The organism is Kribbella speibonae (assembly GCF_004331375.1).
In the GTDB taxonomy this organism is placed as follows: domain Bacteria; phylum Actinomycetota; class Actinomycetes; order Propionibacteriales; family Kribbellaceae; genus Kribbella; species Kribbella sindirgiensis.
Window position 1 is genome coordinate 98,671 of record NZ_SJKC01000008.1, and the last position, 21,716, is coordinate 120,386.

General features: G+C 69.1%; 19 protein-coding genes. 11 read left to right on the forward strand and 8 right to left on the reverse strand.

Translation table 11 applies throughout. The features are described from left to right. Positions 1-12: 12 nt before the first annotated feature. Both E0H92_RS39365 and E0H92_RS45370 read right to left on the reverse strand, forming a co-directional pair. Complete coding sequence (locus E0H92_RS39365; RefSeq protein ID WP_131499905.1) at positions 13-1,542, reverse strand: amidohydrolase family protein; 1,530 nt, start codon at positions 1,540-1,542, stop codon at positions 13-15. A 1,141-nt stretch (positions 1,543-2,683) separates the two neighbouring features. Further along, entirely contained in the window at positions 2,684-4,873 is a 2,190-nt protein-coding gene (locus E0H92_RS45370; protein WP_131499906.1) for a hypothetical protein, read from the reverse strand. Between the two features lie 1,140 nt (positions 4,874-6,013). On the opposite strand from E0H92_RS45370, the gene E0H92_RS39380 reads away from it, so the two are divergent. Further along, positions 6,014-6,517 (forward strand): alpha-ketoglutarate-dependent dioxygenase AlkB, encoded by a 504-nt coding sequence (locus tag E0H92_RS39380; RefSeq protein WP_275670133.1) that lies wholly within the window; start codon positions 6,014-6,016, stop codon positions 6,515-6,517. 51 nt (positions 6,518-6,568) lie between these two features. Here E0H92_RS39380 and E0H92_RS39385 read toward each other — a convergent pair whose 3' ends face one another. Beyond that, on the reverse strand, positions 6,569-7,063 hold the full coding sequence (locus tag E0H92_RS39385; RefSeq protein ID WP_131499908.1) for a hypothetical protein: 495 nt from the start codon (positions 7,061-7,063) through the stop codon (positions 6,569-6,571). 121 nt (positions 7,064-7,184) lie between these two features. On the opposite strand from E0H92_RS39385, the gene E0H92_RS39390 reads away from it, so the two are divergent. The 3 genes from E0H92_RS39390 to E0H92_RS39400 all read left to right on the forward strand — a co-directional run bounded on the left by E0H92_RS39390 (position 7,185) and on the right by E0H92_RS39400 (position 10,285). After that, positions 7,185-8,441: an MFS transporter gene (locus E0H92_RS39390; RefSeq protein ID WP_131499909.1), complete on the forward strand. Its 1,257-nt coding sequence runs from the start codon at positions 7,185-7,187 to the stop codon at positions 8,439-8,441. Beyond that, on the forward strand, positions 8,441-9,079 hold the full coding sequence (locus E0H92_RS39395; RefSeq protein WP_131499910.1) for a pyridoxamine 5'-phosphate oxidase family protein: 639 nt from the start codon (positions 8,441-8,443) through the stop codon (positions 9,077-9,079). The genes E0H92_RS39390 and E0H92_RS39395 overlap by 1 nt, the downstream gene beginning before the upstream one ends. A 78-nt stretch (positions 9,080-9,157) precedes the next feature. Next, positions 9,158-10,285 (forward strand): sensor histidine kinase, encoded by a 1,128-nt coding sequence (locus E0H92_RS39400; protein WP_238173795.1) that lies wholly within the window; start codon positions 9,158-9,160, stop codon positions 10,283-10,285. A 3-nt stretch (positions 10,286-10,288) separates the two neighbouring features. On the opposite strand, the gene E0H92_RS39405 is transcribed toward E0H92_RS39400, so the two are convergent. Continuing rightward, the gene (locus E0H92_RS39405; RefSeq protein ID WP_131499911.1) at positions 10,289-11,500 is read right to left on the reverse strand and encodes an alpha-hydroxy acid oxidase; all 1,212 of its coding nucleotides are present in this window, start codon (positions 11,498-11,500) and stop codon (positions 10,289-10,291) included. A gap of 74 nt (positions 11,501-11,574) precedes the next feature. Here E0H92_RS39405 and E0H92_RS39410 point away from each other — a divergent pair, with 74 nt between their 5' ends. After that, on the forward strand, positions 11,575-12,336 hold the full coding sequence (locus E0H92_RS39410; RefSeq protein ID WP_202874067.1) for a FadR/GntR family transcriptional regulator: 762 nt from the start codon (positions 11,575-11,577) through the stop codon (positions 12,334-12,336). Here the strand turns inward: E0H92_RS39410 and E0H92_RS39415 are convergent. Beyond that, positions 12,259-12,777 carry a DUF6069 family protein gene (locus tag E0H92_RS39415; RefSeq protein ID WP_131499912.1) on the reverse strand — a complete coding sequence of 173 codons (519 nt, stop codon included), beginning with the start codon at positions 12,775-12,777 and terminating at the stop codon, positions 12,259-12,261. The two genes, E0H92_RS39410 and E0H92_RS39415, sit on opposite strands and share 78 nt — an antisense overlap. A 157-nt stretch (positions 12,778-12,934) precedes the next feature. Between E0H92_RS39415 and E0H92_RS39420 the strand changes: the two genes are divergently transcribed. The 6 genes from E0H92_RS39420 to E0H92_RS39445 all read left to right on the forward strand — a co-directional run bounded on the left by E0H92_RS39420 (position 12,935) and on the right by E0H92_RS39445 (position 17,676). Continuing rightward, entirely contained in the window at positions 12,935-14,077 is a 1,143-nt protein-coding gene (locus tag E0H92_RS39420) for a sensor histidine kinase (protein ID WP_131499913.1), read from the forward strand. Further along, positions 14,074-14,718: a response regulator gene (locus E0H92_RS39425; RefSeq protein ID WP_131293914.1), complete on the forward strand. Its 645-nt coding sequence runs from the start codon at positions 14,074-14,076 to the stop codon at positions 14,716-14,718. Before E0H92_RS39420 ends, E0H92_RS39425 begins: the two co-directional genes overlap by 4 nt. A 10-nt stretch (positions 14,719-14,728) precedes the next feature. After that, complete coding sequence (locus tag E0H92_RS39430; RefSeq protein WP_131499914.1) at positions 14,729-15,394, forward strand: response regulator; 666 nt, start codon at positions 14,729-14,731, stop codon at positions 15,392-15,394. A 33-nt stretch (positions 15,395-15,427) separates the two neighbouring features. Continuing rightward, a complete protein-coding gene (locus E0H92_RS39435) occupies positions 15,428-15,853 on the forward strand; it encodes a hypothetical protein (protein WP_131499915.1) in 426 nt (141 codons plus the stop codon). A 76-nt stretch (positions 15,854-15,929) separates the two neighbouring features. Further along, positions 15,930-16,841, forward strand: a complete 912-nt coding sequence (locus E0H92_RS39440; protein WP_131499916.1) for an ABC transporter ATP-binding protein — start codon at positions 15,930-15,932, stop codon at positions 16,839-16,841. Beyond that, positions 16,831-17,676 (forward strand): ABC transporter permease, encoded by an 846-nt coding sequence (locus E0H92_RS39445; RefSeq protein ID WP_131463290.1) that lies wholly within the window; start codon positions 16,831-16,833, stop codon positions 17,674-17,676. Before E0H92_RS39440 ends, E0H92_RS39445 begins: the two co-directional genes overlap by 11 nt. Here the strand turns inward: E0H92_RS39445 and E0H92_RS39450 are convergent. From E0H92_RS39450 to E0H92_RS39460, 3 genes are read right to left on the reverse strand one after another with little or no spacing between them, the layout of a single operon-like run. Next, positions 17,669-18,937 carry a glycoside hydrolase family 125 protein gene (locus E0H92_RS39450; RefSeq protein ID WP_131499917.1) on the reverse strand — a complete coding sequence of 423 codons (1,269 nt, stop codon included), beginning with the start codon at positions 18,935-18,937 and terminating at the stop codon, positions 17,669-17,671. The two genes, E0H92_RS39445 and E0H92_RS39450, sit on opposite strands and share 8 nt — an antisense overlap. An 8-nt stretch (positions 18,938-18,945) precedes the next feature. Continuing rightward, positions 18,946-20,160 carry an ROK family transcriptional regulator gene (locus tag E0H92_RS39455; RefSeq protein ID WP_238173796.1) on the reverse strand — a complete coding sequence of 405 codons (1,215 nt, stop codon included), beginning with the start codon at positions 20,158-20,160 and terminating at the stop codon, positions 18,946-18,948. Next, positions 20,153-21,694, reverse strand: coding sequence for a glycoside hydrolase family 36 protein (locus E0H92_RS39460; RefSeq protein WP_131499918.1), 1,542 nt, complete (start codon positions 21,692-21,694; stop codon positions 20,153-20,155). The genes E0H92_RS39455 and E0H92_RS39460 overlap by 8 nt, the downstream gene beginning before the upstream one ends. Positions 21,695-21,716: the final 22 nt, after the last annotated feature.

Sequence of the window (21,716 nt, forward strand, 5' to 3'; positions counted from 1 at the left end):
GAGAAGTGTGCATCACGGGGCGTAGTGCTGGACGGCACCGCCTTGAGAGAGATCGACGAGGGTGTGGGCCAGGTCCTTCGCTTCGGCGAGGACTTCTGTCAGGTCCATGGTCGTGAGCTGACGGTCGCGCACCACGACCTGGCCGGCGACGAGCACAGTGACGACGTCGGAGGCTCGTACGGAGTACACCAGCGCGGCGCGTGCGTCGTGGATCGGCTGGTTGTGCGGTGCGCTCAGGTCGACCAGGGCGATGTCGGCTTGGCGGCCGGGCTCGAGTACGCCGATCTGGTCCTTGAGCCCAGCGGCCGCAGCGCTTCCCCGAGTGGCGAAGCGGAGTGTGTCGGAGAGGGTCATCCATTCGGCGTCGTGTTCGCGCTGCTTCTGGGTGAGGGCGACCATGCGGATCGCTTCCCAGACGTCGAGAGTGTTGTGTACGGCGGCTCCGTCGGTCCCGATACCCACGTCGACGCCGACTGACCGCAGTCCCTTGATCGGGGTCACCTCGCCCATCGCGAGCTTGAGGTACACCTTCGGGCAGGACGCGACCGTCGTACGGTCGGCGTACCGCTCGAGAATCGGCAGATCCTCCTCCCGGATACCGCAGCCGTGCGCTATCAGGGCCCCGGCCTCGAGAACACCGGTCTGCTCGAGCACCTGAATCGGCGTCACACCGTGCTTCTCGAGCGAGGCCCGCGTTTGGTCCTCAGTCTCGGAGGCATGCAGGTGGATCCGTCGCCCGTCGGCCCGCGCACGACCCGCCGTACGCCGCAGATCCTCGTCGGTCACCGTGTACGTCGCGTGCGGGCCGAGACTCGCGGTGATCCGCGGATGTCTCGTGCTCAGGTCGCGAGTGGTCTCGAACGCGGCATCGATCGCGTCCTGTCCTGCCGACGAGAAGAACGTCGGGGCGAGATCCGCCCTGATCCCGGACTCGATCGCGGCGGCAGCAATCTGGTCAGCGTGGAAGTAATGATCGACAAACGTGGTCACACCACCGAGCAACATCTCCGCACACGCCAGCCGCGCACCGACCCGCACCCGCTCCGCCGTCAAATTCACCTCCATCGGCCAAATCCGCCGATTGAACCAGTCCTCAATCGCCAAATCCTCCGCAGCCCCCCGCATCATCACCATCGGACTATGCGTATGCGAATTAACCAACCCAGGCACCGCCAACAACCCACCCCCGTCAATCACCTCGCCAGGCGGTTCACTCGCCCCTAGTGCTCCTGGCGCGCCCGGTGCTCGGGACGCGTCCTGTGCTCCTCGCGCGCCTTCTGCTCCTCGCGCGCCCGGTGTTCCCGTCGCGTCTTGTGCTCCTCGCGCGCCCTGTGTTCCCGTCGCGTCTCGTGTTCGTCGCGCGCCCTGTGCTGTTCGCGCGTCTGGTTCACCTGTCGCGTCTTGTTCGTCTGGCGCGCCTGTTGGCGTGATCGCGACGATCCGGTCGTCCTGCACATGAATGTCCTGCGCCTCGTCTACCCGACACTCCCCTTGCTCAGGAACGACCAGCACAGACACGTTCCGGATCAGTACTCGCGACATTGAACCTCCCGACACGCTGCCCTCGACACACAGCAGTCTTGTCGATCCACAGGTCCACGCCGCGACTCTGCCGGCAGCCTGAGCCAACTGGCGGCCTGCGCCAACTCGTTCGTGACCAACGACGATCTACGCAAGACTGCCCGAGTGTTCCCGTACGAGAACCTCCCGGCCATCCGGTCGTTCTGCCTAGCACGCTTGCAGGCGTCCCAAACCGCAGGCGACCCCGACGCCCCAAGTCTCTGTGCCCGCCTGGACACCGCCGTCCACGCACTACGCGCCCTGGCCCCCGACACCTGGCCACAAGCCGAAACCGACATCCAACAAATCGCCAACCGCTACGCCACCCACCCCGACTACCCACCCCTCGGCCTCACCCCCAGCCCTAACCCCTCCAACCACAACCAGAGCCCGCCCGACCTACCCACCACCTCATCACCCTGACCCCACAGGCAGCCCTCCTCCCGCAGCCAAACACCTCCGCGACGCCCCCTCAGCATGCCGCCCCGCCGCAGACCACGCCCATGACATGCAGGACAGGACACCCGCGACAGAACACGCGGCAGGACACGCGGTGCAGGCCACTGGCCCGCAGAAGGTCACAGTGCTGGGCATGCCCCGCAAGAGGTCACGGCGTAGGCCACACGGCACAGGTCAAGCAGGCGCAGGCTCACGGCTCAGGAGCTCACGTCGCAAGTCATGCAGCGCAGGCGTTCACGCGGCAGGTCACGCGGGTCACGCGGCGCAGGAAGTTCACAGCGCAGGCCCGCGGCGCAGGTGCTCACCGCGCAGGTACCCAGCGCACTAGGTCACGGGGCAAGTCACCCAGCGCAGGAGGGAACGGGGCGGGCCACGCGGCGCATGCACACCGCGCAGACACACGGCTCAGGAGCTCACGGGGTACGTCATGCAGCGCAGACGTTCACGGACAGGCCACGGGTGCCGCGGTAGGACGGAGACGGGAGGTGGAGCGCGCGAACGGGTGAAGGCATGAACAGCTGAGGAAGAGATCAGGCAGGAATGCTGAGCCGGGGCACGCAGCGCACGAGACCACGGGCAGCGGCAGCGGGTAGGACGGGGCGGGGCTTCTAACTAGCTGCGCTCAGGTTGAGTGCGATGGGGACTCAACTGGGACTGATGGGACTCATGGGTCGGTTCGGTGGGTGCCGTTGGGGTCGACCTGGAAGGTGAAGCCGTGGGGTGTCCTCCATTCGAGAGTCCTGTCGTCGATCCGGCGCACGCTCCATCCACGCGCGTGGGTCTTCACCCGATGCCCGAAGCGGCCGAGAGGTGCGAGGTTCGTGGTGCTCGTCTGTCCGCTGGGTCCGTATGGGGCGTAGGTCTTGATGTGGTCGAGGTCGATGGTGTTGGTGGTTTCGCGGGTGCCGTATGGAAAGAGTTCGACGGGATGGGTGAATCGGACGCGGTCGCGGATCCGGGTGGGGATCTCGTACGCGTCGACGCTCACGGCGTCGTTGAGGTCGATCACCGGTTTGACGGTGTACGGGCCATACCCGACAAGCTCGCCGAGCTGCGCCGCGAGCAGCGGCCCGATGTCCTCGGCACGCAGTACGCCGCTGCCGGTAGCCAACGTGTAGTCAGTGAGATGCACAACCACCTCGGTCTGCCCCGGACGCACCTGCCCAGCCCGCACCCGACCTACCCGCCCCGAATCTGGGCGCACCTGTCCCCTGATCTCATCACCCGGCCGCACCGGCACATCCGAGCACGAGACCTCACCCGATCTATCCGAGTCACCCGAGCTGCCCGGCTCGCCTGACCTGCCCGAGTCACCTGAACTGTCCAGGATCGGCGTCCTCGGACATGCCGCCGACAGGTCGGGCGGGTTGACCGGGTTGACCGGGTTGACCTGGTTGCCCGGGGTGACCTGGTTGCCCGGGGTGGCCGGCTTGCCTTGGGTACCCGGGTTGCCCTGGGTAGCCGGGCTGCCCTCGGTGGCCAGCTTGGCCGGGGTGGCCGCTTCGGCCGGGTGGGTGGGATAGCTCGGGGTGGCGTAGGCGTCTTGCTTGATCTGGGCGAGCCGGGCGCGGAGTGCTCGGCGCGCGGCAGCATCCATCGCCGAGCCCTGGTCGGGTTCGGTTCGTGGGTCCGTTGGATCGGGTGATGTTCGCCGATCGAACGGGTCGGTTGGTGGGTCGGGATCGTAGGGCGCGGCAGCTTCCAGCCACGGATCGTCCAGCGGACCTACCGGCTCCACGTCCTCCTGCATCATCGGGTCGTTGCGCACCACCCCGCCATGCGCCACCGAGTCGTCTTGCACCCCGTCCTGCACCACGTCGTCCTGTACCACCGCGTCGTCCTGCACCGGCAGGTCGTTCCGCACCTCCACGTCGTCTTGCACAACGTCGTCCTGGAGCGGCAGGTCGTTCCCCTGCGCCGCCTCGTCCTGCGCCGCCTCGTCCTGCGCCGCCTCGTCCTGCGCCGCCGCGTCGTACTGGGGTGCTGCGTTGTGCGCGGGCGCGGGGTAGTCGGGGGTGCGGGGTTCGTTGGTGTTTGGTTCGGGGGTGGTTGGTGGGGTGGCGGGGGTCGGGTGGGGGTGGTTGCGGGCTTGGTTGAGGAGTTCTTGGGTGTAGCGGGGGTCGGCGAGGATTTCGATGGCGTCGGCGCGGCGGTGTTGAACGGGGCGGGTGTCGCCGAAGGTTTTGAGGGCTTCGGCGATGTCGGTGATGGTTGCGTTGCAGCGGTTGACGGCTGCTGCGGCCGCTTTGATGTAGATGGTTTTGTTGCCGTGGCCGTCGCCGCGGCCGATGTGTACGCCGCGGTCGTCGGCGGCCGCTGCGGCCTGGTCGGCTGCGGCTGCGGGGTCTGCCTGTTGGCGGGCGGCGCGGGCGATCTTTTCGAGTCGGTGGGGTGGGATGGTGTCGATGATCGCGGCGACGCGGCGGTCGACGTACTCCGCGGCGGCGTGGTCGAGTTTGGTGCAGGCTCGGACGATCTGGCGGGCCTTCCAGGGGGTGGCTTCGCCGGCTTGGACGCGGGACCAGGTTCGGGGGAAGCGGTGGCGTAGGGCTAGGGCATCGGCGAGGAGGTCGCGGCCTACGCCGGGTGAGACACCGAGTACGACGGCGAACTCGGCGATCGCGAACTCCGCTATTTCTGGGCAGCCTTCGCCGCCAAGGATGACGGCTCGTTCGCGGCCGTCGTGGGCGCGGCGGGTTGGGCGGGTTGGGCAGATGGAGGGGTGGAAGCGGTCGGCGTAGGTCTGGGCGCATTCCAGGAGGCGCGCGTCGGCCAGGTTGGCCACTGTGCGGCAGTCCGCGGCCTGCTCTAGCAGGTCGCGGGTGGTTAGCGTTTCCAGATCTCGCTCGAACATGTGTTCGATTCTATGTGATGCAGGGTTGGGTGATCAAGTTGGTGGCGGGGAGTTTTCCCTTATCCACAAGGGGAAACGTCACAGGTTCGGTGTGTCGGGAAACGTGTATGCGATGGCGAGTCGGGGCGGTTTGGCGTGCGGGAGGGGCGGCCTGCGGCCCTGGGCGGCAGGATGGATCGCGGCGTGGATCGGCTGCATCCAGCCGATGAAGGCCTGTTTGAGCGCGCGGAGTGTGGGCGAGCATGCGTCGGTGGAGTACGTGCCGGCGGGGCGACCGTGGGCGGAGCGGGTCCAGACGGGGCCCAGTAGGCGGAGCGCGCCCCCGCGTGGCCGGTGGGACTTGGCGGGCTTGCGGCGGGGATTGGGGTGCTCACGGGAGAGGGCATGGGCATGCATCCACGGACGTGGCGCTGCCTCGGTCATCGACGCGAAGGCTGAAGGAGCGTCAGGGGCGTGGCGTGGGGCGCGGAGCGCGGGGCGCGGGACCTCGGGCGCAGGAACCCGGGCGCAAGACGTAGGTGCGCAAGACCCTGGACTTCGGGGGCGGGGGGTCGGATCGAGGGGTCGAGGCGGAGGGCGTCAGGGCGGGGCGCCAGAACGGGCGCCAGGCCGGGCATCGGGGCGAGGGGTAGGTCTTCGGAGCGGAGGGCTTCGGAGCGGAGGACTTCGGTGCGGAGGACTTCGGTGCGGAGGGCTTCGGTGCGGCGGCCTTCGGGGCCGGGCTTCAGGGCCGGGCTTCAGGGCCGGGCTTCAGGGCCGGGCTTCAGGGCCGGGCTTCAGGGTGAGGCTTCGGGGTGAGGCTTCGGGGTGAGGGCTTCGGGGTGGGCAACTGAGGCTGGTGGTGGGTCGTGCGGGGAAGAGGTGGGGCTTGGTGGTCGTGGGGTGGAGTGAGTTGGGGTGGGGTGGTCGGGGCGGTGGTTGTGTTGGGTGGGGCGGGGGTGGGTGGTGGGGATTTGGTGGTAGGGGAACGTTTGTTCGAGTTTCGGGTAGGGTGGGGGGATGGGTGGTGAGCTTCAGGGGTCGTTGCTGGATGCTTTTGCGGATCCTTTGTTGGGGGATTTGCGTGGGGTGGTGCGGGCTGAACTGGGGCGGGGGGCCTGGGTTGATGTGCTGCCGGGGTGGTTGACGGGGGCGGATCAGGTGTATGAGCGGCTGGCTCGGGAGGTGCCTTGGCAGGCGGAGCGGCGGCAGATGTACGACCGGGTGGTGGATGTGCCTCGGTTGTTGTGTTTCTACGGAGAGAACGCGGAGTTGCCGGTGCCGATTCTGGACGAGGCTCGGGATGCGTTGAGCGCGCACTACGCGGACGAGTTGGGTGAGCCGTTCCGTACGGCGGGGTTGTGTTTCTACCGCGACGGGCGGGACAGCGTCGCGTGGCACGGGGATCGGATCGGGCGCGGGAACCACGAGGACACGATGGTGGCGATCCTGTCCGTGGGTGAGCCCAGGGTGCTGGCGCTGCGGCCGAGGCCGGGGGCGTCTAGTGGGCCGGTCGGGTCGACTGTTCGGTATCCCTTGGGGCATGGGGATCTGATCGTCATGGGTGGCTCGTGTCAGCGGACCTGGGAGCATGCGATTCCGAAGGCGACGGGGCGTGTCGGGCCGCGGATCAGCATTCAGTTCCGGCCGCGTGGGGTGCGGTGACGGCGCAGCGAGATCCCGCGCAGTACGCCGCGCTCCACCGTCGAGATCGGTTCACGCGGCGACTGCGGTGGCGCTGAGGTCGTTGCGGTGGACTCCGTCCTTGGTGGCTGTGTAGAAGCCGAGTAGGCGGATGCCGGCGGCCTCGCAGATGGTGGTCGCGGCGTGGGCCCACTGGCGGTCGACGTCGGTCAGGCCGGCGGGACCTGGTCGGCCCAGGGTCAGGATGAGACCTGTGCCGGGAGCGGTGTGGACGGCGGGGATGACCGGATCGAGGACAGCCCCGCACAGCTCGGCGGGACTGGGTGGTTGGGCGTCAGCAGGTGGCTGAAGCTGTGACTGCGGGCGGCGGAGGTCTGCGGCGGCGGATTCTGGGAGGCCCACGAGCACGGTGGCCAGGTAACGGGCGTCGGGGTCGCAGATCAGGACGGTGAGGGTGCCTCGGCGGCGGTCGCCGAGGCTGACCATCAGGTCTACGGCGTCGGCGGCGAGGACGGGGTCGGTGAGTGGCTGGTCGGCCCAGGTGGCCGAGAGGTTCTCGAAGCTCATACCTCTAAAGGTGCCGCGATTCAGGCCGCCGTTCCGGATTGTCCACAAGGCAAAGTGGCCCACGATTTCGCGATGACAATGGATCTCTGGGCTGGGCCGCTACTCCCCTAGGCTCAGGAACATGACCAGCAGACTTAGGCAGATGCTTCCCCCGGCCGGAGCGCCGCGGGACCTGGCGATGGCGCAGTTGGCGAACTCGGTCGGCGACGGTGCGTTCGTCGTCACCTCGGCGTTGTTCTTCACCCGCGTCGTCGGGCTCTCGACCGCGGAGGTCGGGCTCGGGCTGACGATCGCATGGCTGGTGGGCTTCCTGGCAGGCGTACCGCTCGGCAACCTCGCGGACCGACGAGGTGCGCGCGGCACCGCGGTCCTGCTGGCGCTGACGACGGCAACGGCTGTCGCGTCGTTCCTGGTCGTCAGGAGCTTCGCAGCCTTCCTCATCGCCGCCATCGTCTACGCGTGCAGCCAGACAGGGCTCACTGCGGCGCGGCAGGCGTTGCTGGCCGGGCTGGTCGCCCCGGCGGAGCGCACCCGGATCCGCGCGTTCCTGCAGTCCACGGTGAACGCGGGGCTTGCGCTCGGCGCGCTCCTCGGGGGCGTGGCGCTCCGCTTCGACAGCGAAGCGGCGTACCTGATCGTGTTCGGGATCGATGCGCTCAGCTTCCTGATCGCCGCCGGGCTGCTGCGCCGGGTGCCGTCGATCGCGCGGACCCTCCGGGTTGTGGGTGAGCCGCGGCTGGCGGTGCTGCACGACCGTCCGTACGCCGTTCTCGCGCTGATCAATGCGGTGATGCTGCTCTTCATGCCGCTGATCAGCCTGGTCGGACCGCTCTGGATCGTCACCCGCACGAACGCTCCCAGCTGGGTCGTGGCCTCGCTGATGATCGTGAACACGCTCGGCGTCACGTTCTTCCAGGTCCGGATCGCGAAGAGCGTCAAGGATCTCCGCACCGCGTCCCGCAGCGTCCGGTACGCCGGAGTTGCGATGCTGGCCGCCTGCGCCGTCTTCGCGATCACCGCCGCCGACCTGAGCGCCCCGGTCACCGCCGCCGTACTCGTGGTTGCCGCCGCGCTGCTGACCCTCGGCGAGATGAAGCTCGCCTCCGGCGCCTGGGAGATCAGCTTCGGACTCGCGCCGGCTGACAAGCAGGGGCAGTACCAGGGCTTCTTCGGCACCGGCCCCGCGATCGCCCGGATGCTCGGCCCGGCGCTGCTCACCACGGTCATCCTCGGATGGGGTCCGATCGGCTGGCTGGTGGTCGGTGCACTGTTCCTGGGGACCAGTTGCGCAACTGGTCCCGCCGTACGATGGGCTGCGCGGACGAGGGCCGTCAACGAGGACGCCACGCCGTCGCTGGTAGAGGAGAACGCCGCCTGATGGAGATTCCCGGACTGGTCGAAATCACTACCCAGGAAGAGCTGCGGGAGATCGTCCCGCAACCGCTGGCCGCGGCCGCGGGTAAGGCGCGCAAGGAGCTGCACGACCTGGATCGCGAGTGGCTCGCGGCGTCGCCGTTCTGCCTCGTGGCCACGTCCGCCGAGGACGGTACATGCGACGTCTCCCCCAAGGGCGACCCGGCCGGGTTCACCAAGATTCTCGACGCGAGCACGATCGCGATTCCCGAGCGCGCCGGCAACCGGCGGGTCGACGGGTTCACCAACATCCTCTCCAACCCGCACGTCGGGCTGATCTACTTCCTGCCCGGCCGCGGCGACACGCTGCGGATCAACGGCCGCGCGCGGATCGTCCGCGAGGCGCCGTTCTTCGACGAGATGGTCGTGAAGGGCAACCGTCCGCAGCTGGCCCTGCTGGTCGAGATCGAGGAGATCTTCCACCACTGCTCGAAGGCGTTCCTGCGGTCCCAGCTGTGGAAGCCCGAGACCTGGAACCCGGACGCGATGCCGAGCCGCCCGCGGATCGCGAAGGCGCTGGAGCGGCAGGACGAGGAGCTCGCGACGCTCGAGGAGTACTACGGGCAGGCGTACGAGGACAAGATCTACAAGGTCAAGTACTGAGCTACCGCAGCGGGCGCAGACCGAAGTACTCCGTGGCGACGATGACATCGCCACGTGAGCCATCTACGGTTTCGTACTGTGACTGAACCTGTCCCGACTCTGGGGGCCCGCGTGCGCCGCGTCCTGCTGCCGGTGCTGCTGGCCGTGTTCTCGGTGGTGGGGTCGTTCGGCGCGTCGCGCGGTCAGACCGATCGCCACGAGCCCGACTGGTTCATGGTGGTCCTGCTGCTGGTCGGCGCGCTGTCCCTGTACTGGCTGCGCACCAGGCCGATCCCGGTGCTGTGGGCAACTGTCGTCTCGACGCTGATCTACATGCTCCGCGAGTACCCGTGGGGCCCGGTCGTGTTCGCGTTCGTGATCGCGGTGTTCACCACGATCCGGCTCGGTCACCGGCTGGCCGGCTGGGTCGGGCTGGTCACCTTGTACGTCGGGCATGTCGGCGGGCGAATGATCCTCGGCATCAACGAGCAGGGCGTGTACCAGGTCCTGCTCGTCGGCACGTGCTTCTGCGTGCTCGGGTTCCTCGCCGAACTGTTCCGCGCGCATCGCGACCGCGTCATGGCGGCGGCGCGGACCCGCGAGGAGGAAGAACTGCGCCGAGCCGGCGAGGAACGGCTGCGGATCGCGCAGGAGCTCCACGATGTCGTGGCACACCACATCTCGCTCATCAACGTCCAGGCGTCGACCGCGCTGCACCTGGTCGACCGGCAGCCCGAGCAGGCCGCTCCGGCGCTGTCCGCGATCAAGGACGCGAGCAAGGAAGCGCTGGTCGAGCTGCGGTCGATCGTCGGCGTACTGCGTCAGTCCGACGAGTCCGCGCCCCGTACGCCGGTGGCCGGCCTCGATCACCTGGACCACCTGATCAGCCGGACCGAGAGGGCCGGGCTCGAGGTGCACAAGATCGTTCACGGCGAGCCGCGGCCGCTGCCGAGCGGGCTCGACCGGGCAGCGTTCCGCATCGTTCAGGAGTCGCTGACGAACGTCGTACGGCATGCGCGCGCGACGTCGGCGACGGTTCGAATTCAGTACGGCGAACAGACGCTGGTACTGCAGATCGACGACAACGGCGACTGCCTGGCCGCGGCACCGACGGAAGGCAACGGCATCTCCGGCATGCGCGAACGCGCCACCGCCCTCGGCGGCACCCTGACCGCCAACCGCACACCGGCCGGCGGCCTCCGAATCACGGCAACCCTGCCGCTGTAGGGCTCAGGGCAATTTCACGTGGGACGGGTTCAGTTCGGCGACGCTGGAGACGCCGAGTAGGGCCATTGTGCGGCGGACCTCCTTGGTGAGGATGTCCGCGGCGCGGGCGACGCCGCGCTGGCCGCCGGCCATCAGGCCGTACAGGTACGCGCGGCCGACCAAGCAGGCGTCCGCGCCGAGCGCGATCGCGGCGACGATGTCGGCGCCGGACATGATGCCGGTGTCGAGGTAGATCTCCGCGTCGGTCCCGATCGCCTTGCGGACCTCCGGGAGGATGCGGAGCGGTGTCGGGGCGCGGTCCAGCTGGCGACCGCCGTGGTTGGACAGCACGACCGCGTCGGCGCCCGCGTCGACCACCCGGCGCGCGTCCTCGACGGTCTGGATGCCCTTGACGATCAGCGGGCCGTCCCAGATCGAGCGCAGCCAGTTCAGGTCGTCGATCGTCATCGTCGGGTCGAACAGCTTGTCGAGCAGCTCGGCGACCGTGCCGTCCCACGTGGACAGCGACGCGAACGTCAGCGGTCGCGTGGTGAGCAGGTTCGCCCACCAGGCCGGGTGCAGCGACGCGTCCAGGACGGTCTTCGCGGTCAGCGACGGCGGGATCGTGAAGCCGTTGCGTACGTCGCGGAGACGAGCGCCGGCGACCGGTACGTCGACGGTCAGCATCAGCGCCTCGTACCCGGCGGCGGCCGACCGCTTCACCAGGTCCTCACCGGCCGTGCGGTCCTTCCACACGTACAGCTGGAACCACTTGCGCGCGTTCGGGGCCGCGGCCGCCACGTCCTCGATCGAGGTGGTGCCCATCGTCGACAACGCGTACGGGATGCCGGCCTGCTCGGCGACCTTCACGACCGCGCTCTCGCCCTCGTGGTTCATCATCCGGGTGAACCCGGTCGGAGCGAACGCGAACGGCAGCTCGGAGCGGCCGCCGAGGATCGACGTCCCGAGATCGATGTCCGACACGTCGCGCAGGATCGACGGCTGCAGCTCCATCTCGGCGAACAGCCGGCGGGCGCGGCGCAGACTGATCTCCGCCTCGGCGGCGCCGTCGGTGTAGTCGAACACCGAGCGCGGCGTCCGGCGCTTCGCGATCGCCCGCAGGTCCGCGATCGTCAGCGCCTTGTCCAGCCGGCGCTCGGTCGGGTTCACCGTGACCGGCTTCGGCCGCAGCAGCGGCTTCAACTCGGACCATTTGGGCAACTGGCGATCGGTCATCACAACTCCCGGCTGAATCTGTGGTCGGACCACACCCTATCCTGTGGTCCGACCACACCGGTAGGGTCGTCCACATGAAGAACTACGAGCTGGTCCTGCATCGGGTCGAGGCCGACCTGGCGGCGGGGCGGCTGCGGATCGGCGGGCGGTTGCCGGGTGAGCGGGCGCTGGCCGAGCAGCTCGGGATCAGCCGGCCGTCGGTACGGGAGGCGGTCCGGGTGCTGGAGGCGATGGGCGTGGTGCGGACCGCGACCGGATCCGGCCCGGAGGCGGGTGCGGTGATCGTGGCGGAGCCGGTGTCGCCGCTGACCGCCGTACTGCGGTTGCACCTGGCAACCAACCACCTGCCGATGGGGGACGTCGTGCAGACCCGTCTGCTGCTGGAGTCCTGGTCGGCGCGGGAGGCGGCGGCGCGGGAACTCGGGGCGGGCGAGCTGAAGGTCGCGGAGGAACTGCTGGACCGGATGGACGACGCCGGGTTGTCGCCGGCGGAGTTCCATGTGCTCGACGCGGAGTTCCACGTCGCGCTGTCCGGGCTCGCCGGGAACGTGCTGATCGCCGCGGTGATGACGTCGTTGCGGTCGGCGATCCACGGGTACGTGCTGGCCGCCGTCCCCAATTTGCCGGACTGGGAAGCGACGGCCCGCGGGCTGCGATCAGAGCACCGGGCGATCCTTGCGGCGGTGCGGGGCGGTGAGCCGGAGCAGGCGGCCGAACTTGTGACCGCGCATATTCGGGGGTTTTATCAGGCTGCGCAGTTAGCACCGTTCGGCGGCGGTGAAGGCGGTGCGGCGGAGGCCGAGGATGACGATCGCGCCGACGACGAGGTGGAGTGACGCGAGGCCGAGTTTGGCGCCGGGGCCGATGCCGTTGGTCAGCGGGCTGCCGAGGGACGTGATGCAGACGATGGTGGCGACGACGGTCCAGATGGTGCGGGCGCGCGGGGTGCGGCGTTCGAGGATCGAGAGCAAGGCCCAGCCGGCGAAGGACACGAAGATTGTCGAGACGACGACGGCGGCGGCGCCGATGTGCTGAGTGCCGCCTTGGCGGGCCTCCAGGGTGAGGCCGGCGAGCGGGGCGAGGATCGCCCAGTCCGCCAGCGCTGCCAGGGCAGCAACCCCAACAACCGCCAGCCGACTCCGCCCCGGGACCCGACGCGGCGCCCGAGAAGTAGGCAGTTCGGCAGAAAATTCCGGGGCAGTCGGCAGTTGGTTGCCGGCGGCGGAGGCCGGCATGCTCGAGTGGCGGGCGGGCTGCTGGGTCGTCTGCTTCTGCATCGGGAGCTCCTCAGGTGATGGGGTTGTGGGATCACCTTGCTGGGGTGGAGGAGTCCGGGGCATCGGCCGGGGAGCTGGGGTGGGGCGGCCGGAAGTCTGCGGGGGTTCGACTTTGGTCGGTGGTGGGAATCGCCCGCGGCCGCCTAGTCTCGGCGGCATGGAGGAGTTGTGCGCGCCGCAGAAGCCGTCGAAGTGGATGGACGTCGTCGCGACCGGCGCGATCGGTGTGCTGGTCGCGATGACGATCATCGGGCGGCTGTCGGACCCGGAGCACCGGCAGTTCCTGCTGCTCGACATCGCGGTCGGTCTCGTCTCCGTCGCGCTGATCCCGGTGGTGGTCCGCCGCCCGGTGCACGGCGCGATCGCCCTGGCCGTGCTGGCGATCTTCTCCCCCGCCGCGACGCCGCCCTCGACCGTTGGCACGCTGAACGTCGCGATGCGCCGACCACTGCGTACTGCGGTCCTGGTCGCCCTCCTCGGCACCGGAGCACATCTGATTCAGGGCCTGTGGCAACCGATCCACGGTCTGCCCTTCCTCTGGTTCGCCGTACTGGACGTGGTCGTGCACGCCGCGTTGCTCGGTTGGGGCCAGGGCGCTCAGGCGCGGCAGCAGTTGCTCGAGTCGCTGCGGGAGCGGGCCCGTCGCGCGGAGGCCGAGCAAGGGCGCCGGGTCGCCGAGGCGCGGTCCAACGAGCGCACCAAGATGGCGCGCGAGATGCACGACGTACTCGCTCATCGGTTGTCGTTGCTCGCGACGTACGCCGGTGCGCTCGAGTACCGGCCGGACTCGTCGCCGGAGAAGCTGGCCAAGGCGGCCGGCGTGATCCGGACCGGCGTACATCAGGCGCTCGACGAGCTGCGTGAGGTGATCAACGTCCTGCGCGACGAGGATGTGTACGAAGGGCGGCCGCAGCCGACGTTCGGGGATCTGCGTGCGCTGGTCGAGGAGTCGCGGGAGGCGGGTACGACGATCGCGTACGACGACCAGGTGGCGGACCCGGAGTCGTTGCCGCCGGCCACCGGCAGGACGGCGTACCGGGTCGTGCAGGAAGGGCTGACGAACGCTCGCAAGCACGCGGCAGGGCATCCGGTCACCGTGCTGGTGGCCGGAGAGGCCGGCGACAGGCTGCGGATCGAGCTGACGAACCCGGCGTCGAACGGTACGCCGCTGGCGCCCGGCAGCGGGACCGGGCTGGTCGGGCTGACCGAGCGTGTGCAGCTCGCGGGCGGCACGCTGGACCACGGGCGGGTGCCCGGTGGCGGGTTCCGGCTGGAGGCCTCGCTACCGTGGCCCTCATGATCCGGGTGCTGGTGGTGGACGACGACGCGTTGGTCAGGGCCAGCCTCGAGATGATGCTCGACGGCGCGAACGGGATCTCCGTGGTCGGGCAGGCCGCCGACGGGGACGAGGTACCGGCCGCGGTCGACGCGCATTTCCCGGACATCGTGCTGATGGACCTGCGGATGCCGCGTGTCGACGGCATCGTCGCCACGCGGCGGGTGCGGGCGCGGGCCAATCCGCCCGAGGTTGTGGTGCTCACCACCTTCGACACCGACGAGAACGTCCTGCATGCGCTCCGCGCCGGGGCGAGCGGATTCCTGCTGAAGGACACGCCGCCGGCGCAGATCGTCGACGCCGTACGACGGGTCGCGGCCGGTGACCCGATCCTGTCGCCCGCGATCACGCGGCGGCTGATGGACCGCGCCGCCACGCAGGCCGATGCGCACACGATTGCGCAGGCGAAGCTGCAGCGGTTGTCGCCGCGGGAGTACGACGTGATGCTCGCGGTCGCGCAGGGCAAGGCGAACGCGCAGATCGGTACCGAGCTGTACATGAGCCTGGCGACGGTCAAGGCGCACATCTCGCACATCCTCACCAAGCTGGAGCTCGGGAACCGCACCCAGATCGCATTGCTCGCTCATGACGCGGGGCTCGCATAAGCTCCAGCGCATGATTCGGGTGTTGCTGGCGGATGATCAGGCGTTGGTGCGGGCCGGGTTTCGGTCGTTGCTGAACGCCGAGGACGACATCACGGTGATCGGCGAGGTGCCGGACGGGGCCGAGGCGGTCGCGGTCGCGCGGCGGGAGAAGCCGGACGTCGTGCTGATGGACATCCGGATGCCGAGGACGGACGGGCTGGAGGCGACCCGGCAGATCGGGGCGGATCCCGAGCTGGCCGACGTCCATGTGGTGATCCTGACGACGTTCGACCTCGACGAGTACGTGTTCGAGGCGCTGCGGGTCGGGGCCAGCGGGTTCCTCGTGAAGGACACCGAGCCGGTCGAGCTGCTGCAGGCGGTACGGGTGGTGGCGCGCGGTGACGCGCTGCTGTCGCCTGGGGTGACGCGGAGGCTGGTGGCGGAGTTCGCGTCGCGGTCCCGGCAACCGCATGCGAGCAAGGAACTCGACGTACTCACGGAACGCGAGAAGGAGATCGTCGCGCTGGTCGGCGAAGGGCTGTCGAACGACGAGATCGCCGAGCGCCTCGTGCTGAGCCCAGCGACCGCGAAAACCCATGTCAGCCGGGCGATGATCAAACTCGGCGTCCGCGACCGCGCCCAACTCGTCGTACTCGCCTACCAGACGGGCCTGGTCCGCCCCGGCTGGCTGGGTTGACCTTCGAGCCGCTCGAACCCAGAGGGTGCTCGCATGATGCACCTCGAGGAAATCACGGCAGCAGTCGAACTCGGTCGCACCGGGGACCGTGAAGCCGCCCGTCAGCAGCTGACCGACCTGTGGAACGCAGCCCAAGACCCGCAAACCCGCTGCGCGATCGCGCACTACCTGGCCGACGTACAGGAGGAAACCGAAGACGAGCTGCTGTGGGACCTGCGGGCGCTGGAGGACGTGGCCGACGACGGTTGGCTTCCTTCGCTTTATCTGAACCTGGCTGACGACTACCGGCGGCTCGGACAGGTCGAGCTGGCGCAGGAGCACCTCGCAGCAGCTCGTGCGCATCTCCCAGGACTGCCGGACGGCGCATACGGCGAGGTCATTCGGGCCGGGGTCGAGCACGTCGCGGAGGCTCTCGCGGCGGGGAGCCTGCAACGGCTGGAGACCAGCCCGAGTAGCTGACTACTCCGCCAGGGGTAGGTCGGGTCACTCCCCCGAGGTGACGCGCCCGGTGGGGTTTGAGCGACACGCTCTAGGTATGGATGCATTGGTTGAGGTCAGTGGGCTGACTAAGAGGTACGGCGGCACCTTGGCGGTTGACGGTGTCGATCTGAAGGTGTTGCCGGGTGAGGTGTACGGCTTTCTCGGGCCGAACGGCGCCGGGAAGACGACGACGCTCCGGATCCTGACCGGGTTGATCGCGCCGACGAGTGGGACGGTGCGAGTGCTGGGCTGGCGGCCGGGAGACGCCGCGGTGCTCAAAGGAACCGGGTCGATGATCGAGTCGCCGGCGTTCTACCCGTATCTGTCCGGGCTCGACAACCTGCGGCTGCTCGCCGAGTACGCCGGGGTGTCGCGGCAGCGGATCGACGAGGTGCTGGAGCTCGTCGACCTGACCGATCGCGCGAAGGACCGGTTCTCGACGTACTCCCTGGGGATGAAGCAACGCCTCGGGGTCGCGGCCGCGCTCCTCAAGGACCCGGAGCTGGTGATCCTCGACGAGCCGACCAACGGCCTCGACCCGGCCGGGATGCGCGACATGCGCCGCCTGATCCGTGAGCTCGGCACCGAAGGCCGGACCGTGCTGCTGTCCAGCCACCTGCTCGGCGAGGTGCAGCAGATCTGCGACCGGGTCGGCATCATCAATGCCGGCCGGATGGTTGCCGAGCACAACGTCGACGAGCTGCGCGGCGAGCAGGAACTCGTCGTCCGGGCGACGCCGAAGGACACGGCCCAGGCGATCCTGACCCGCTTCGGCAGCGTCCACCAGTACGACGACACGCTGCGGGTGCAGGTGGATCCGGCGAAGGCCGCCGAGGTGAACCGCACGCTGGTCGAGGCCGGCGTCGAGGTGTCCGAGCTGCACACGACCGAACGAGCACTCGAAGACGTCTTCTTCGAGCTCACGACCGAGCTGTCAACTGGGGAGGAGAAGGCCGATGTTGGGTAGCTACCGCGCGGAGATCCTCAAGCTCCGCAAGCGTTCCGCGGTCTGGGTGCTGTTCGGCGCCGGACTGGTCCTGAGCCTGATCTTCGGCTACCTGCTGCCGTACCTGGGCTACGCGACCGGCGACGAGAACCCGCAGACCGACGGCGTACCGCGCGCCGAGATCCTCCGCGGCATGCTCCCCGAGCGGATCCTGGACAACACGATCGGCGGGTACCCGATCTTCGCCGGCGCGCTCGCGCTCGTCCTGGGAGCGATCGTGATCGGCGGCGAGTACACCTGGGGAACGCTGAAGACCGTCCTCACCCAGCGCCCGCGACGGCTGACGATCCTCGGTGCCCAGTTCCTGGCGCTGGGCACGATGATCGCGCTCTGGGTGCTCGGCATCTTCGCCGCCTGCGTACTCTGCAGCGTCGGCATCGCCGCCGCCGAAGACGGCTCGATGAGCTGGCCCGGCGTCGGGGATCTCCTGCAAGGACTCGCGGGCGGCTGGCTGGTCCTGATGATGTGGTGCCTCGCCGGCGCGGTCCTGGCCGTTGCCTTCCGCAACGTCGCACTGCCGATCGGCCTCGGCGTCGTCTGGATCCTCGGCATCGAGACGTTGCTGGCCGGCGTCGTGAGCAGCCTGCTGCCGGGCCTGAAGTGGCTCGCCAACATCCTGCCCGGCACCAACGCCGGCTCCCTCGTCTTCAGCGTCACCGGAATGGCAGCCACCGACGCCCCACCAGGAGTACGCGACGCAGTCGGCGGCAGCCGAGCCCTCCTGACCCTGCTCGCCTACTGTGCGATCTTCGCCGTACTGGCAGCCTGGACCACCCGCCGCCGCGACGTCACCTGATGCCGGCGTGGACCAGGGCCAGTTCGCAGAACATGGCGTTGGCCCAGGAGAACCATTCGCGGGTGAATTTGCGGGGGTCGTCGACGTCGAAGCCCTCGTGCATCTGGCCGGTGCCGCCGGTGGTGTCGCGGAGGAGTTCCAGGAGATGCTGGCGCTCCTCCGCCGACGTGCTGGAGATTCCCTGGACGGCGAGGGCGATGTGCCAGATGTAGCGCGGCGGAGTGTGTGGGCTGCCGATTCCGGCGGCTGCGGTTCCGCTGTAGTAGTACGGGTTCGCCGGGCTGAGCAGCAGCGAACGCGTTGCGAGGTACGTCGGGTCGTCCGGGGCGGCGTACCCGGTGAGCGGGATCGACAGCAGGCTCGGCATGTTGGCGTCGTCCATCAGCAACGACTCCCCCAGCCCGTCGACCTCGTACGCGTACACCCGACCGTGCGACGGGTGCTCCACCGTGCCGTGTGACGTGATGCCCTCGTCGATCTCGGCCTTCAGTTCCTTCGCGCGATCGGCCAGCGGCTCGTCCCGCAGGACCTCGGTCGCGATCTCCTGCAGGTACCCGAGCACCACCGACGCGAACATGTTCCCGGGCACGTTGAAGCCCAGCTCCGTCGCGTCGTCACTCGGCCGGAACGCGCTCCACGACATTCCGGTCGGCCGCGTCAGGCGCCCACGTCCCTCGCGGACGAGCGTGTCCGACGGGCGGTCGTCGTGGCGCTGGAAGCGGTACGGCGAACGCGCCTCGTGGTCCTGCTCCACGGTCCACAGCTCGACGATCGCCTCCGCCGCGGCCCGGTACCGGTCGTCGATGACGTCCGCGCGGCCGGTGATCCGCCACAGCCGGTACGCCAGCTCGAGCGGGAAGCACAGCGAGTCGATCTCGTACTTGCGCTCCCACACCCACGGCGACATCTCGGTCTCGTCGGAGGTGTGCCCGGCGCCGTTCGCCTCCTTGTTGAAGGCGTTCGCGTACGGGTCCAGGACGACGTACTCGAGCTGGCGGTGCAGCACGCCGATCAGTACGTCCTGCAGGCCCGGATCGTCCTTGCACAGCAGCAGGTACGGGCGCAGCTGCGCGGCCGAGTCCCGCAGCCACATCGCCGGGATGTCGCCGGTCAGGACGAACGTCGTACCGTCCGGCAGCCGCTCGCCGACGGCCGGGAGGTTGCCGGCCATCGAGCGCTGGAACATCTCCGCGATCACGTCGTCACCGGTGGCCCGTCGCACGGCGGCCGTGGCACGGGCGAGGACCTCGGGGTCGATCATCAACACTTCTACCTTTCACCAGCAAGGGAGGGGTTCGGGGAAAACATCCGGTCCAGGATCAGGCTGGCGGCGCCGATCGCGCCGACGTCCGCGCCGAGCGACGTACCCGTCACCTCGAACGGGTGCACCGCGGCCAGCAGGAAGCGTCCTTCCAGCGCGGTGCGCACGCGGTCGTGCAGCACCGAGGCGAGCTGCTCCCAGTGCGGGCCGCCGAAGACGACGCGCTCCAGATCGAGCAGGTTCGCGATGTCCTCGACCACCTTGGCGATCCGGTCCGCGAGCGTGGTGAGGATGTCCCGGGCGGCGCCCGGACCGCCGGCCTGCGCACACACCGAGGCGAACGCCGCTTCCACCGCCAGCCGGTCGTCGAGGTCGATGCCTTCGGCAAGTACGCCGGCGCGCACCGCCTGCTCCACCAGGTACTTGGGCTGGCTGGCCTCGCCGACACACCCACGCCGCCCGCAGTAGCAGAGCGGCCCGTCGGGGTCGACGATCACATGACCGATCTCGCCGACGTTGCTCGACGAACCGCGGACCACCTCGTCACCGATCACCAGCCCGGCACCGACACCCGTGCCGAGGTAGAAGAACACGAAGCTGCCGCCCTGACCGGCCCACTTCTCCGCGGACGCGGCAGCGGTCACGTCCTTGTCCAGGACGATAGGAAGACCGGTCCGCGCGCTCAACTCGTCGCGCAGTGGAACGAGGTGCCAGGTCGAGAGGTTCGGCGGATCGACGACCACACCGCGTTCGACGTCGATCGGACCGGGCGCGGCGATCCCGACACCGGTGACCCGGTCGCGCGGTGCGCCGGACGCTGCGATCACTTCCTCGATCGTCTTCGCGATGCCGTCGATGAGCAGACCGGGGTCGTCGGCGTGCTGGTCGACCGGCCGCCGCGCGACCACCTCACCGGTGAGATCGAGCAGTACGACGGTGACGACCGACGGATCCAGATGCACGCCGACGGCGTACTGGCCGGTGGGTTCGAGCTCGAGCAGGGTCCGTGGTTTGCCGAGACCGGCGCCGCGCAGCCGGCCGGCCTCACGGACCAGGCCGGCGTCGAGGAGACGGCGCACGATGTTGGAGATCGCCTGACCGGACAGGCCGGTCGCCTCGGCCAGCTCGACCCGGCTCAGCTGCTCGCTGCGGCGGATCGCGTCCAGCACCACGGCGTCGTTGAATCCCCCGACGCGATCGAGGTTCGTCCCCCGTCTAACCAATTGGATCCGCACCCCACGGTTGCGACCAGTCGTAACGAATGGTGCCGTCGCCCGCCCGCCATTCGTTCGGAGTGGTGTTGACGAGCCAGTCGACCGGCTCGATCCCCGAGGTGTCACCACCACTGAGCGCCAACCGTATACCGTCGCGCAACGCACGGTCCGTGCGCTCCGTCCGGGCGGCCGGATCGATCGACAGGAACAACGCCGTACCGGAGCGCGCGACGAGGTCGAGGAACCGTTCGTTCAGTTCCCACGGCGTCTGCGGCGTACAGGGAACACAGTCGGCGTCGACGGTGAAGAACCGGTTGTGCTGCGGGAGCCGGAACGCGAGCGTGTTCACACCCATCTTCCGGGTCCGCTCCCAGTCCCGGCCGGACGTGTCGTCGCCGGTCCGCTGGACGTCGACGAGCCCGGCGGCGAGGTGGCCGACGGTGTTGCAGCCGATCAGTACGACGTCCTCGGCCGCCGCGCGAATCTCGCGGTAGAACGCGAGGACGATCTCGGCCGTGGTCCGTGACGGGTCATGGAAGTGCCAGTCGCCCGTCGTGAGTCTCGAACCCATGGCAGGACCGAAGTTGCCGAAGATGTCGTAGGTGCTGAAGTCGTGCTTCACCAGTTCGAAGCCCCAGGACCGGAAGCGTTCGAGGTCGGAGCGCACTGTCTCGAGGACCTCGGGCCGGGTCGGGTCGAGGGCGCGGCCTGGTTTGTCGTGGGGGCCCGGCCGGGCTGAGGAGTTGGGCTCGCGCACGAGGAGCGGACGGAACCAGAGGCCCGGACGCGCACCGATCGCCTTGATCGCGGCCGCCGTACCGGCCAGGTCGTCGAAGACTCCCGGCGTACCGCGGTCCCAGGGGCCGCCGGAGGCGATACCGCCCGGGTACCAGCCGTCGTCGACGACGCTGAACGGCTTCACCGGGTGACCGTCGGCGAGCTCGACGATCGTCGACGCGTCCTTGAGGACGGCCTTCTCGTCGAAGTTCTCGCCGTACGCGTAGTACCAGTTGTTGGCCCCGACCACCGGCGCGGGCTCAGGTCGCGCCGGTAGCCGGGTGCTCAGGGAGGCGACCGCTGCGTGCAGGGTCTGCCAAGGGGTGCCGGCGTCCTCGAATCGTCGCACGGTTGCCGCTGTCAGCGTACGACCGTCCAAAAGCGTGGGGCCGCCGCCGTTCCGCAGGTCGAGCCAGAGGGTGAACCCGTCACCGTCGACGGTCCACGAGCAGAACGCGTTCGGCTGCACGTCGACGCCCATACCGAACGTGCCTGCCGCCGAGTGGGCGAGGAAGTACCACGGCAGCAGACGCTCGGGTTGCTGGTGGCGCCACTGCAGGTCGCCGTACGAGCGTTCCCACGCATCGCCGAGGATCAGCGCATCGCTCGGCAGCTTCTCCGACCACCGGAGCGCAACCCGGGAGATCCGCTGGGCCGTGACCTCCACGGCGCCGTCGCTCCAGCTGATCACGGCACCGGCGCGCGCCGGTGCGACCAACTCTCCCGAGGGATCCACCTGGACGAAAACAGCACTCGGTTCTCTCACGTGGCTCCCTCTGGGTTACTTT

What these genes read in the sequence shown, in the direction of transcription:
- E0H92_RS39365 (WP_131499905.1), bottom strand. Translation starts at nt 1,542, where the DNA reads ATGTCGCGAGTACTGATCCGGAACGTGTCTGTGCTGGTCGTTCCTGAG.
- E0H92_RS45370 (WP_131499906.1), bottom strand. Translation starts at nt 4,873, where the DNA reads ATGTTCGAGCGAGATCTGGAAACGCTAACCACCCGCGACCTGCTAGAG.
- E0H92_RS39385 (WP_131499908.1), bottom strand. Translation starts at nt 7,063, where the DNA reads ATGAGCTTCGAGAACCTCTCGGCCACCTGGGCCGACCAGCCACTCACC.
- E0H92_RS39390 (WP_131499909.1), top strand. Translation starts at nt 7,185, where the DNA reads ATGACCAGCAGACTTAGGCAGATGCTTCCCCCGGCCGGAGCGCCGCGG.
- E0H92_RS39395 (WP_131499910.1), top strand. Translation starts at nt 8,441, where the DNA reads ATGGAGATTCCCGGACTGGTCGAAATCACTACCCAGGAAGAGCTGCGG.
- E0H92_RS39405 (WP_131499911.1), bottom strand. Translation starts at nt 11,500, where the DNA reads ATGACCGATCGCCAGTTGCCCAAATGGTCCGAGTTGAAGCCGCTGCTG.
- E0H92_RS39410 (WP_202874067.1), top strand. Translation starts at nt 11,575, where the DNA reads ATGAAGAACTACGAGCTGGTCCTGCATCGGGTCGAGGCCGACCTGGCG.
- E0H92_RS39415 (WP_131499912.1), bottom strand. Translation starts at nt 12,777, where the DNA reads ATGCAGAAGCAGACGACCCAGCAGCCCGCCCGCCACTCGAGCATGCCG.
- E0H92_RS39420 (WP_131499913.1), top strand. Translation starts at nt 12,935, where the DNA reads ATGGAGGAGTTGTGCGCGCCGCAGAAGCCGTCGAAGTGGATGGACGTC.
- E0H92_RS39425 (WP_131293914.1), top strand. Translation starts at nt 14,074, where the DNA reads ATGATCCGGGTGCTGGTGGTGGACGACGACGCGTTGGTCAGGGCCAGC.
- E0H92_RS39430 (WP_131499914.1), top strand. Translation starts at nt 14,729, where the DNA reads ATGATTCGGGTGTTGCTGGCGGATGATCAGGCGTTGGTGCGGGCCGGG.
- E0H92_RS39435 (WP_131499915.1), top strand. Translation starts at nt 15,428, where the DNA reads ATGATGCACCTCGAGGAAATCACGGCAGCAGTCGAACTCGGTCGCACC.
- E0H92_RS39440 (WP_131499916.1), top strand. Translation starts at nt 15,930, where the DNA reads ATGGATGCATTGGTTGAGGTCAGTGGGCTGACTAAGAGGTACGGCGGC.
- E0H92_RS39445 (WP_131463290.1), top strand. Translation starts at nt 16,831, where the DNA reads ATGTTGGGTAGCTACCGCGCGGAGATCCTCAAGCTCCGCAAGCGTTCC.
- E0H92_RS39450 (WP_131499917.1), bottom strand. Translation starts at nt 18,937, where the DNA reads ATGATCGACCCCGAGGTCCTCGCCCGTGCCACGGCCGCCGTGCGACGG.